At 65.0% G+C, this 11,868-nt stretch carries 10 protein-coding genes and 1 pseudogene; all 11 read left to right on the top strand.

All coding sequences use genetic code 11. The features are described 5' to 3' along the window. A partial coding sequence (gene nuoF, locus AX692_RS12725; RefSeq protein WP_073975284.1) for an NADH-quinone oxidoreductase subunit NuoF occupies positions 1 to 1,117 on the top strand: 1,117 nt, incomplete at its 5' end. Next, on the top strand, positions 1,117 to 3,147 hold the full coding sequence (gene nuoG, locus AX692_RS12720; protein WP_073977713.1) for an NADH-quinone oxidoreductase subunit NuoG: 2,031 nt from the start codon (positions 1,117 to 1,119) through the stop codon (positions 3,145 to 3,147). The genes nuoF and nuoG, both read left to right, overlap by 1 nt. Beyond that, positions 3,144 to 4,190, top strand: a complete 1,047-nt coding sequence (gene nuoH / locus AX692_RS12715) for an NADH-quinone oxidoreductase subunit NuoH (protein ID WP_073976165.1) — start codon at positions 3,144 to 3,146, stop codon at positions 4,188 to 4,190. The genes nuoG and nuoH overlap by 4 nt, the downstream gene beginning before the upstream one ends. A 158-nt stretch (positions 4,191 to 4,348) precedes the next feature. Further along, positions 4,349 to 5,032, top strand: a complete 684-nt coding sequence (locus AX692_RS12710) for a hypothetical protein (RefSeq protein ID WP_155645032.1) — start codon at positions 4,349 to 4,351, stop codon at positions 5,030 to 5,032. Beyond that, positions 5,029 to 5,514 (top strand): NADH-quinone oxidoreductase subunit NuoI, encoded by a 486-nt coding sequence (gene nuoI / locus AX692_RS12705; RefSeq protein ID WP_066527576.1) that lies wholly within the window; start codon positions 5,029 to 5,031, stop codon positions 5,512 to 5,514. The genes AX692_RS12710 and nuoI overlap by 4 nt, the downstream gene beginning before the upstream one ends. A gap of 137 nt (positions 5,515 to 5,651) precedes the next feature. Next, positions 5,652 to 6,275 carry an NADH-quinone oxidoreductase subunit J gene (locus tag AX692_RS12700; RefSeq protein WP_073976170.1) on the top strand — a complete coding sequence of 208 codons (624 nt, stop codon included), beginning with the start codon at positions 5,652 to 5,654 and terminating at the stop codon, positions 6,273 to 6,275. Next, positions 6,272 to 6,577 carry an NADH-quinone oxidoreductase subunit NuoK gene (gene nuoK, locus AX692_RS12695; RefSeq protein ID WP_066527581.1) on the top strand — a complete coding sequence of 102 codons (306 nt, stop codon included), beginning with the start codon at positions 6,272 to 6,274 and terminating at the stop codon, positions 6,575 to 6,577. Before AX692_RS12700 ends, nuoK begins: the two co-directional genes overlap by 4 nt. A 6-nt stretch (positions 6,578 to 6,583) precedes the next feature. Continuing rightward, a complete protein-coding gene (nuoL, locus tag AX692_RS12690) occupies positions 6,584 to 8,578 on the top strand; it encodes an NADH-quinone oxidoreductase subunit L (protein ID WP_073976167.1) in 1,995 nt (664 codons plus the stop codon). A gap of 14 nt (positions 8,579 to 8,592) precedes the next feature. Beyond that, on the top strand, positions 8,593 to 10,182 hold the full coding sequence (locus tag AX692_RS12685; protein ID WP_073976168.1) for an NADH-quinone oxidoreductase subunit M: 1,590 nt from the start codon (positions 8,593 to 8,595) through the stop codon (positions 10,180 to 10,182). Further along, positions 10,182 to 11,660, top strand: coding sequence for an NADH-quinone oxidoreductase subunit NuoN (gene nuoN, locus AX692_RS12680; RefSeq protein WP_073976169.1), 1,479 nt, complete (start codon positions 10,182 to 10,184; stop codon positions 11,658 to 11,660). Before AX692_RS12685 ends, nuoN begins: the two co-directional genes overlap by 1 nt. Beyond that, positions 11,657 to 11,868, top strand: a pseudogene (locus AX692_RS12675) (biotin--[acetyl-CoA-carboxylase] ligase); the annotation flags it as partial. The gene nuoN and the pseudogene AX692_RS12675, both read left to right, overlap by 4 nt.

Here is an 11,868-nt window from a genome sequence, read left to right as displayed (position 1 = left end):
CTTCCCGACCGGGCTCAAGTGGTCCTTCATGCCCAAGGAATCGCGTGACGGGCGGCCGAGCTTCCTCGTCATCAATGCCGACGAATCCGAGCCGGGCAGCTGCAAGGACCGCGAGATCATCCGCCACGATCCGCACAAGCTCGTCGAGGGCGCGTTGGTCGCCGGCTACGCGATGCGCGCGCGGGCGGCCTATATCTACATCCGCGGCGAATATATCCGCGAGGCCGAGACGCTCCAGAAGGCGATTTCCGAGGCCTATGACGCGGGCCTGATCGGCAAGAACGCCTGCGGTTCGGGCTACGATTTCGACGTCTTCATGCACCGCGGCGCGGGGGCCTATATCTGCGGCGAAGAGACCGCGATGATCGAGAGCCTCGAGGGCAAGAAGGGCCAGCCGCGATTGAAGCCCCCGTTCCCGGCGGGTGCGGGTCTCTATGGCTGTCCGACGACGGTCAACAACGTCGAGAGCATTGCGGTCGCGCCCACGATCCTGCGGCGCGGTGCCTCGTGGTTCAGCTCCTTCGGGCGCGAGAACAACAAGGGCACCAAGCTGTTCCAGATCAGCGGCCACGTGGAAAAGCCCTGCGTCGTCGAGGAAGCGATGAGCATCCCCTTCGAGGAGCTGATCGAAAAGCACTGCGGCGGCATTCGCGGCGGGTGGGACAACCTGCTTGCTGTGATCCCTGGCGGCTCCTCGGTGCCGCTCGTCCCCGCCGAGCAGATCCGCAACGCGCCGATGGATTTCGACGGGCTGAAGGAACTGGGCTCCGGCCTCGGCACCGCGGCGGTCATCGTCATGGACAAGTCGACCGACATCGTCCGCGCGATCAGCCGCCTCAGCTATTTCTACAAGCACGAAAGCTGCGGCCAGTGCACCCCCTGCCGCGAAGGCACGGGCTGGATGTGGCGAATGATGGAGCGCCTGCGCACGGGCGACGCGGCGATCGAGGAAATCGACATGCTGCAGGAGGTCACCAAGCAGGTCGAAGGCCACACCATCTGCGCCCTGGGCGATGCCGCCGCATGGCCGATCCAGGGGCTGATCCGCCACTTCCGGCCGGAGCTTGAGCGGCGGATCCACGAGCACAACGCGCAATTCCAAGAGGCAGCCGAGTAATGCCCAAGGTCACCGTAGACGGTCAGGAAATCGAGGTCCCGGCGGGCGCGACTGTGTTGCAGGCGTGCGAGCTGGCGGGCAAGGAAATCCCGCGCTTCTGCTATCACGAGCGGCTCTCGATCGCCGGCAATTGCCGCATGTGCCTTGTCGAGGTGAAGCCCGGGCCGCCCAAGCCGCAGGCCTCCTGCGCGCTGCCGGCCACCGAGGGCCAGGAAATCCGCACCGATTCCCCCATGGTCAAGAAGGCCCGCGAAGGGGTGATGGAGTTCCTGCTCATCAACCACCCGCTCGATTGCCCGATCTGCGACCAGGGCGGCGAGTGCGATCTGCAGGATCAGGCGGTCGCCTATGGCCGCGGCGGTTCGCGCTATCACGAGAACAAGCGCGCGGTGACCGAGAAGTATATGGGCCCGCTGATCAAGACGATCATGACCCGCTGCATCCACTGCACCCGCTGCGTGCGCTTCTCCGAAGAGATCGCGGGCGTGGACGAAATCGGCGCGCTGTACCGCGGCGAGGACATGCAGATCACCACCTACCTCGAACAGGCGGCGGCGCATGAATTGTCGGCCAATGTCATCGACCTGTGCCCGGTCGGTGCGCTGACCAGCCGCCCCTATGCCTTCGAGGCGCGGCCGTGGGAGCTGAAGAAGACGCTCAGCATCGACGTCTCGGACGCGGTGGGCGCCAACATCACGCTCCACTCCAAGGGCCGCGAAGTCATGCGCGCGCTGCCGCGCATCAATGACGACGTCAACGAGGAGTGGCTCTCGGACAAGGGCCGCTATCAGGTCGATGGCCTCACCAAGCGCCGCCTCGACCGCGTTTGGATGCGCCGCGATGGCCGCTTGCAGCCTGCCGAGTGGGCCGAGGCTTTCGGCATGATCGCCTCCGCGCTCGAAGGCAACAAGGCGAGCATCGCCGCGGTCGCGGGCGATCTGCTCGATGCCGAGACGATGTTTGCGGCCAAGGCGCTGGTCAATGCCTGCGGTTCGAACCTCACCGAGGCGCGCCAGACCGGCATGACCTATGACGTGTCGAACCTCGCCGCGGTCAACTTCAACAGCACCTTCGCCGGGATCGAGACCGCCGATGCCATCCTGATCGTCGGCAGCAATGTCCGCTGGGAGGCCGCGCTGCTCAATGTCCGCCTGCGCAAGGCGGTGAAGGCCGGGGCCAAGGTCTTCATCATCGGGCCCCAATGGGACCCGACCTATCCGGCGACCTTCCTCGGCAGCGACCTCAAGCTGCTGAACCGCGTGCCCAAGGCCTTGGGCGATGCGATGAAGTCGGCCAAGCGCCCGGCTGTGATCCTCGGCGCGGCGGCGCTCGCCAAGGGCGCGCTTCCGGCGGCGCTCAAGCTGGCGGGCAAGTTCGATCTGGTGCGCACCAATGAGGACGGGAGCGTGTGGAACGGCTTCAACGTGCTGCACATCTCAGCCGCGCGCATGGCCTCGCTGATGCTCGGCTTCACGCTGCCGGGCGGGATGGGCGACATCGCGGCGGCTGCCCCCAAAGTGCTCCTGAGCCTCGGCGCGGATGAGATGGACTATGCGCCCTACGCAGGGAGCCTCAAGGTTTATATCGGCCACCACGGCGACAAGGGCGCGCATCACGCGGACATCATCCTGCCGGGCGCCTCCTATGCCGAGAAGGACGGGACCTACGTCAACACGGAAGGCCGGGTGCAGTTCGCCGAGAAGGCCGTCTTCGCGCCCGGCGACGCGCGCGAGGACTGGACGATTTTGCGCGCGCTCGCCGATGCTCTGGGCGTCACGGTCGGCTTCGACAGCTTCGGCGAGTTGCAGGCCAAGATGATCGCCGCCGTGCCCGCGCTGGGCGAAGAGGGTCTCGCCGATTACGGCGCGCTGCCCAAGGCGGACAGCGGCGCCAAGTTCGAAGGCGAGATCGCGGGCTACCCGATCAAGGACTTCTACCTCACCAACCCCATCGCCCGCGCGAGCGAGGTGATGCAGCGTTGCTCTGACGAACTGCTCCACGGCGCCGACGTCAAGGAGGCCGCGGAATGACCGGTTTCTTCCAATCCCTCGGCCTGCCCTACGAATGGGCCTGGACGGTGGCCACGCTGACCGGGATCATCGTGATCTCGTTGCTCGTCATGTTCTCCGTCGCGATGGTGATCTATGTCGACCGCAAGGTGCTCGGCGCGATCATGATGCGTCGGGGCCCCAATGTGGTGGGCCCCTTCGGGCTGCTGCAGTCCTTCGCGGACGGCCTCAAGGTGTTCCTGCAGGAGACCATCATCCCGAGCGCCGCGAACAAGGGCATCTTCCTGATCGCGCCGATCATCACCTTCACCGTCGCGCTGGCGGCCTGGGCGGTGATCCCCTTCGATGCGGGCGTGGTGTTGTCGGACATCAATGTCGGCCTGCTCTACATCCTCGCGATCTCCTCGATGGGGGTTTACGGCGTGGTGATGAGCGGGTGGGCGTCGAACTCTAAATACCCGTTCTTCTCGGCCATGCGCGCCTCGGCGCAGATGATCTCCTACGAAGTCTCGATCGGCTTCGTGCTGGTCTGCGTGGTGCTGTTTGCGGGCACCTTCAACCTCAGCGGGATCGTGAACGCCCAGCAGGGCTTTGGGCTCGGGCTGATCAACGCCTATGCGGTGCACCCGCTGCTCTTCCCGATGTGGGTGGTGTTCTTCATTTCGGCGCTGGCCGAGACCGCGCGCGCACCCTTCGACCTCACCGAGGCCGAGAGCGAGCTCGTCGCGGGCTACCAGACCGAATATTCCTCGATGAGCTTCGCGCTGTTCTGGCTGGGTGAATACGCGAACATCCTGCTGATGTGCTCGCTCAACACGCTGCTGTTCTGGGGCGGGTGGCTGCCGCCGCTCGATATTCCGGTGCTCTACATGGTGCCGGGGATCATCTGGTTCCTGCTGAAGACCTTCGTGTTCTTCTTCATGTTCAGCTGGATCTGGGCGACCGTGCCGCGCTACCGCTACGACCAGCTGATGCGCCTCGGGTGGAAGGTGTTCCTGCCGATGAGCCTGCTGTTTGTCGCGGCGACCAGCGGCTACCTGATGGCGACGGGGCATTTCGGATGATGCGCCTAGCGTCACGAATTGCTTTGGGCGCAGTACTTGCTGCCATGCCTGTTGCAGCGAGTGCGGCTGAGACACTGCCTCAGATCTCGTGCAATTTCGCACTTTCTGACGGTGAAGCTACGGTTCTTCAGTTCGACTCTGGGTCCAGCGCCCGCGTGATGCGTTTCGACAGCGTGCGTGGCAGGATGGATGTCAGCAATCTGCGGCTGTCGATCCGCGATACGCTTCCGAGCGATGCTGTTGCCTACGGCATCAGCGACGGGAGCGACGATTTGGTTCTTGTCTTGGAACCACTCCCGAAGTTCGAACAGACATGGCGAGCCTTGCTTTGGGGTGACATAACCGGAGACGGAGCCAATCTTCCCGTCGGCGCAGGCATGTGCAAAGTCGGAAACGCAGATTCCGAGTTAGCGCCTCTAGCTGGTCCGGAAGAGACACCTCTCGAATTGATCGACCTGCTCGCGCGCCGCCCAGCGGAAAGTGGGCGCTGCCATGCGGTAAACGGCAAGGGCGAAAGGTTCACCTTCCTTGCCAGGCCAAACGGCAATTTTGTCGATCTCGAGCCGGATGGCGCGGGGCCTCTTTCGGGCACGATCCAGATGGCTCGGGTGCAGAATTCCCCTGCGCAAGGGCCCGCTTTGGAGTTCACGCGGCGGAACATGCCTCCGCAGCTGGTCGAAAACTGGATCAGCTCGAAGGACGGCAATACTCGGGGCGAGTTCGAGATTTTCGGCCGCGACATTTCGAGCGAATGGATCGCCGTAGTCGCCTTATGGGCTATCGACGGAAAAGAAGAAGCAGATATGGTTTATGCCGCGCATTGTGGGGGAGTTGTTGAATGACCGTCTCCCACCTCATCAAATCGTTCACCCTCTGGGAATTCCTCAAGGCGCATGCCTTGACGCTGAAGTATTTCTTCAAGCCCAAGGTGACGATCAACTACCCCTTCGAGAAGGCCCCGCTCTCGCCCCGCTTCCGCGGCGAGCACGCGCTGCGGCGCTATCCGAATGGCGAGGAACGCTGCATCGCGTGCAAGCTGTGCGAGGCCGTGTGCCCCGCGCAGGCGATCACCATCGAGAGCGAACCGCGTGAAGACGGCAGCCGCCGCACCACCCGCTACGACATCGACATGACCAAGTGCATCTTCTGCGGTTTCTGTCAGGAAGCCTGCCCGGTCGATGCGATCGTCGAGGGGCCGAACTTCGAATATTCGACCGAAACCCGCGAGGAGCTCTTGTACGACAAGGCCAAGCTGCTCGCGAATGGTGACAAATGGGAAAGGGCCATCGCGGCCAACCTTGAAGCCGACGCACCCTACCGCTAGGGCGCGCGGCGACGAGGACATGGGGCTACCGGGCCGGGGCGTTCTGCTGCGGCTCACACTTGGACTAAGGGATCAAATGCCGCTTTCTCTCGCCCCGGCCTCATGCCGGGGGGACGGATCGGCGGAGACGCATCATGCTGATACAGGCCATCGCCTTCTATTTCTTCGCGGCCATCGTGATCGCCAGCGCCGTCATGGTGGTGATGGCGAGGAACCCCGTGCACTCGGTGCTGTGGCTGATCCTCGCCTTCTTCAACGCGGCGGGCCTGATGGTGCTGCTCGGCGCCGAATTCATCGCAATGCTGCTGGTGATCGTCTACGTGGGCGCGGTCGCGGTGCTGTTCCTGTTCGTGGTGATGATGCTCGACATCGATTTTGCCGCGATGCGCGCGGGCTTTTCGCGCAACGCGCCGCTCGGGCTGCTGATCGCCGCGGTGCTGCTCGCCGAGCTGCTGCTCGCGGTAGGCGCCTACAACGCGGGCGGGCTGACCCTCGGCAAGGCCGCTGGCGATGCCGTGCAGGCCGCCGACACCTCCAATATCGAGGCCCTGGGCGCGCTGCTCTATGGCCGCTACATCATCCTCTTCGAGATCGCCGGGATCATCCTGCTGGTCGCGATGATCGGCGCGATCGTGCTGACCTTCCAGCCGCCCAAGCCCGGCGCGCGCGCGCGGCAGGATGTGGGCAAGCAGATCCGCCGCCGGCCGGAAGAGGCCACCGTCATGAAGAGCCCCGAAGTGGGCCAGGGGATCGAGCTGTGATCGGGATCGAACATTACCTTGTCGTGGGCGCGATCCTGTTCGTGCTCGGCGTGCTGGGGATCTTCCTCAACCGCAAGAACGTGATCGTCATCCTGATGGCGGTCGAGCTGATCCTGCTCGCGGTGAATCTCAACCTCGTCGCCTTCAGCGCCTTCCTGCAGGACCTCACCGGGCAGGTCTTCGCGATGCTGGTGCTGACCGTCGCCGCGGCCGAGGCCGCCATCGGTCTGGCGATCCTCGTGATCTACTTCCGCACCCGCGGCTCGATCGCGGTCGACGACATCAACCGGATGAAGGGGTAAGCGCGCGTGTCCACGCAGATCCTCATCATCGTCTTCGCGCCGCTGGTGGCTGCCCTGATCGCAGGGCTCGGCAACCGCATGATCGGCAATGTCGCCGCCAAGAGCGTGACCACGGGCGCGCTGTTCCTTGCCGCGGGCCTCAGCTGGCCGATCTTCCTCGGCTTTCTCGGCGGCACTGCCACGGCCGAAGTCGTGCCCGTGCTCAAGTGGGTGCAGAGCGGCAGCCTGACCTTCGACTGGGCGCTCAGGGTCGACACCCTCACCGCGATCATGCTGGTGGTGATCAACTCGGTCTCGGCGCTCGTGCACCTCTATTCCTGGGGGTACATGGAGGAGGACCCGGACCAGCCGCGCTTCTTCGCCTATCTCTCGCTGTTCACCTTCGCGATGCTGATGCTGGTGACGGCCGACAACCTCGTCCAGATGTTCTTCGGATGGGAAGGGGTGGGGCTGGCGTCCTATCTGCTGATCGGCTTCTGGTTCCGGAAGCCGTCGGCGGGCGCGGCGGCGATCAAGGCCTTCGTGGTCAACCGCGTGGGCGACCTCGGCTTCATGCTCGGCATCTTCGGCACCTATCTGGTGTTCCAGACGACCTCGATCCCCGAGATCCTCGCGGCGGCCCCCGGCATGAGCGGATCGACCATCACCTTCGTCGGCATGCGCCTCTACACGATGGACATCCTGTGCATCCTCCTGTTCATCGGCGCGATGGGCAAGAGCGCGCAGCTGGGCCTGCACACCTGGCTGCCCGACGCGATGGAGGGGCCGACGCCCGTTTCCGCGCTGATCCACGCCGCGACCATGGTGACCGCGGGCGTGTTCATGCTGTGCCGCCTCTCGCCGATGTTCGAGACCGCGCCGACCGCGCTCGCCATCGTCACCATCGTGGGGGCTGCAACCTGCTTCTTCGCGGCGACCATCGGCACCACCCAGTGGGACATCAAGCGGGTGATTGCCTATTCGACCTGCTCGCAGCTCGGCTACATGTTCTTTGCCGCGGGCGTCGGAGCTTACGGCGCGGCGATGTTTCACCTCTTCACCCACGCCTTCTTCAAGGCGCTGCTGTTCCTCGGCGCCGGCTCGGTGATCCACGCGATGCACCACGAGCAGGACATGCGCTACTATGGCGGGCTTCGTAAGCACATCCCGCTGACCTTCTGGGCGATGATGATGGGCACGCTGGCGATCACCGGGCTCGGGGTCTATCACCTCGGCGCAGGGTTCGCGGGCTTCTGGTCGAAGGACGCGATCCTCGAGGTCGCCTTCGCGCGCGGGACGGGGACGGGGCAGTTCGCCTTCTGGGCCGGCGCCATCGCCGCGCTGCTGACCAGCTTCTATTCGTGGCGCCTGATGTTCCTCACCTTCTGGGGCCGCCCACGCTGGATCGAGAGCGAGCATATCCAGCACAGCGTCCACAAGACCCCGGCCGAAGCTGGCGAGGACACCACCGGCGGCTATCACCCGCATGAAAGCCCGGCCTCGATGCTGATCCCGCTCGGTGTGCTGAGCATCGGCGCAATTGCGGCAGGGCAGGTCTTCGCGCCCGCCTTCCTCGACAGTGCCGCCTTCTGGGCCGGGTCGATCTTCTACAACGAGCCGCTGATCCACGCGATGCACGCGGTGCCCTATTGGGTGAAGTACACCGCCTTCATCGTGATGATCATCGGCTTTGCGGGCGCCTACCTCGCCTACATCGCCAAGCCCGACATCCCGGGCAAGTTCGTCGCGAGCTTCGGAGCCCTGCACAACTTCGTCTACCGCAAGTGGTATTTCGACGAGCTCTATGACGTCCTGTTCGTCAAGCCCGCCTTCGCCTTCGGCCGCGCCTTCTGGCAGCTGGGCGACGTCGGCACGATCGACCGCTTCGGCCCCAACGGCGTCGCTTCGGTGATCCAGCGGTCCTCGCTCGCGGCCAAGTCGATCCAGTCGGGCTACCTCTACACCTATGCGCTGATCATGCTCCTCGGGCTGGTCGCCGCTGTCACCTACGTTCTGCTTTAGGAGCGCGCTTCGTAATGGAAGGCCTTCCCATCCTGTCGCTGATGATGTGCGTGCCGCTGGCAGGCGCGCTGGCGTGCCTGTTTGCGGGCACGAGCGCCGCCCGCTGGATCGCGCTCGGGGCGACGCTTATCACTCTGGTGCTCGGCATCGCCTTGTGGGCCAATTACGATATCGGCGGACAGCAGTGGCAATTCACCGAGCGCGCCGAGCTCTTCGCGGGCTTCAGCTATGCGCTCGGGATCGATGGCATCGCGCTGATGCTGATCATGCTCAGCGTCTTCCTGATGCCGGTCTGCATCCTTGCCAGCTGGGATTCGGTTACAAAGCGCGTCGGCGAATACATGGCGGCCTTCCTGTTCATGGAAGTGCTGATGATCGGCACCTTCGCGGCGCAGGACCTGTTCCTGTTCTACGTCTTCTTCGAGGCGGGCCTCATCCCGATGTATCTGATCATCGGCGTGTGGGGCGGGGACAACCGCATCTACGCGAGCTACAAGTTCTTCCTCTACACCCTGCTCGGCTCGGTGCTGATGCTGATCGCGATGTTCTGGATGGTGGCGCAGGCCGGCACCTCGGACATCCCGACGCTGATGGAATACGGCTTCCCGGCGGGCGCGCAGACGTGGCTCTGGCTGGCCTTCTTCGCGAGCTTCGCCGTGAAGGTGCCGATGTGGCCGCTCCACACCTGGCTGCCCGATGCGCACGTGCAGGCCCCGACCGCGGGCTCGGTGATCCTCGCAGGCGTGCTGCTCAAGCTGGGCGGTTACGGCTTCATCCGCTTCAGCCTGCCGATGTTCCCCGAGGCTTCCGCGCAGTTCGCATGGCTGGTCTTCGTGCTGTCGATGGTCGCGGTGGTCTATACCTCGCTGGTCGCGCTGGTGCAGGCCGACATGAAGAAGCTGATCGCCTATTCGTCCGTGGCGCACATGGCGATCGTCACCGTCGGCCTGTTCGCCTTCAACGTGCAGGGGCTCGAGGGCGCGATGATCGTGATGCTGTCCCACGGCCTCGTCTCGGGCGCGCTGTTCCTGTGCGTCGGCGTGATCTACGACCGCCTCCACACCCGCGAGATCGCGCGGTATGGCGGGCTTGCGATCAACATGCCCTATTACGCGCTGTTCTTCCTGTTGTTCACCATGGCGAGCATCGGTCTGCCCGGCACCAGCGGCTTCGTCGGCGAGTTCCTGTCGCTGGCGGGCATCTACCAGACCTCGAGCCTTGTCGCGCTGATCTGCACCACCGGGATCATTCTGGGCGCGGCCTACATGCTCTACCTCTATCGCCGCGTGGCGTTTGGCGGGCAGAGCAACGCAGACGCCGCTGCCATGCCCGACATCTCCGCACGCGAGTGGGTGATGATGGCGCCCATTGCCGCCGCCGTGCTGTGGATGGGCGTCTATCCCGAAAGCTTCCTCGCCCCGATGCGCAAGGACATCGCCACGCTCGACGCCCGGCTTGCTGCCGCCGCACCTGCGAGCGACGCGCGGATTGCGCCGGGCACCCCGCGTGGCCAAGCCGCCAATGCGCTGGAGCATCACGGCGCGGGCGAGGGTGCCGGGCATGAGGGCATGGAACACGACGGCGCCGAGGAGGGCGCGCACTGATGGATTTCGCCGCTTCTTTCGCGCTCGTCCTGCCCGAGCTGGTGCTGACCGGCGCGGGGCTCGTCCTGCTGCTGCTCGCCGCATGGGGCGGGGACAAGGCCGCGCGCCAGATCGCCATCGCGGCTGCGGCTGCGCTGTTCGTGGCCGGCATCCTGATCGTGCCGGGCCTGCATTTCGGCGTGGACGGCCCGGCGACGCTGGCCTTCGGCGGCCTCCTCAAGGTCGACAGCTATGCGCTGTTCGCCAAGGCGCTGATCTACCTTTCCGCCATCGCCGCGCTGATCATTGCGCCGTCCTTCTTCGCCAGCCCCGCCGCCGGAACCGAACGCGGAATGCGCGCCGAATATCCGGTGCTGGTGCTGTTCGCGAGCGTCGGCATGAGCCTGATGGTCTCGGCCAATGATTTCATGAGCCTCTATCTCGGTCTCGAATTGAACAGCCTCTCGGCCTACGTCCTTGCCGCGATCCTGCGCCGCGACACGCGTTCGGGCGAGGCGGGGCTGAAGTATTTCGTGCTCGGCGCGCTTGCCTCGGGGATCCTGCTCTACGGGATGAGCCTGCTCTACGGCTTCACCGGCGGCACATGGTTCGAGGCCGTGCGCGCCGGGCTGACCGGCGAAATGGGAACGGGCGCGCTGTTCGGGGTCATCTTCGTCCTGTCGGGCCTTGCCTTCAAGATCAGCGCCGTGCCCTTCCACATGTGGACGCCCGACGTCTATGAGGGCGCGCCGACCCCCGTCACCGCCTTCTTCGCCACCGCGCCCAAGGTCGCCGCCGTGGGCCTCACCGCGCGCGTGGTGTTCGAGGTGTTCGGCGGTCAGGTCGAGGCCTGGCAGCAGATCGTGATGTTCATGGCGCTCGCCTCGATCGTCTTCGGCGCGCTGGGAGCGATCGGGCAGGAGAACCTGAAGCGCCTGCTCGCCTATTCCTCGATCAACAATATCGGCTTTATCCTCTTGGGCCTCGCGGTCGCGAACGCGGACGGGGCGGCGGCGATGCTGGTCTACCTCTTCATCTATGTCGCGATGAGCATCGGCTGCTTCGTCGCGCTGCTGATGCTGCGGGACGGGGAGGGCAACCTCTACGAGACCTTCGCCGACATCCGGGGCCTCTCGGTCACCCGTCCGGCGATCGCTTGGGCGCTGCTGATCTTCATGTTCAGCCTTGCCGGCATCCCCCCATTGCTCGGGTTCTACGCCAAATTCGTCGTGTTTCAGGCCACTATTGAGGCAGGACTGGTCGCCTTTGGCGCCATCGCCATCGCCGCAAGCGTGATCGGTGCCTTCTACTACATCAAGTTCGTCAAGGTGATGTTCTTCGACGAGCCCGTCGGCGTCGTCACCGGCAGGAGCGAGGCGAGCCACTGGACGTTGCTGTTCCTCACTGCGCTGATCATCTCGCCGCTGGGCTACCTGCTGACGCCTTCGTTGAGCGATCTGGCGGGCAAGGCCGCCGCCTCGCTGTTCCTCGCGGTTTGATCACCCTCGTCGAAGAAACCGGCTCGACCAATGCCGACCTCGCCGCCGCGCTGCGTGACGGGGAGGGCTGGGCCGAGGGCCTGTGGCTGGTCGCCCGCCGCCAGACCGCGGGGCGCGGACGGCAGGGGCGCGAGTGGTTCGACGGGGCGGGCAATTTCATGGGTTCGAGCGTCGTGCTGCTGGGTAACGCCGGGCCGCCCCGTCGAAC

The sequence above is a fragment of the Erythrobacter donghaensis genome (assembly GCF_001557325.1).
GTDB classification, from domain to species: domain Bacteria; phylum Pseudomonadota; class Alphaproteobacteria; order Sphingomonadales; family Sphingomonadaceae; genus Erythrobacter; species Erythrobacter donghaensis_B.
This window is presented reverse-complemented; position numbering and strand designations above follow the sequence as displayed.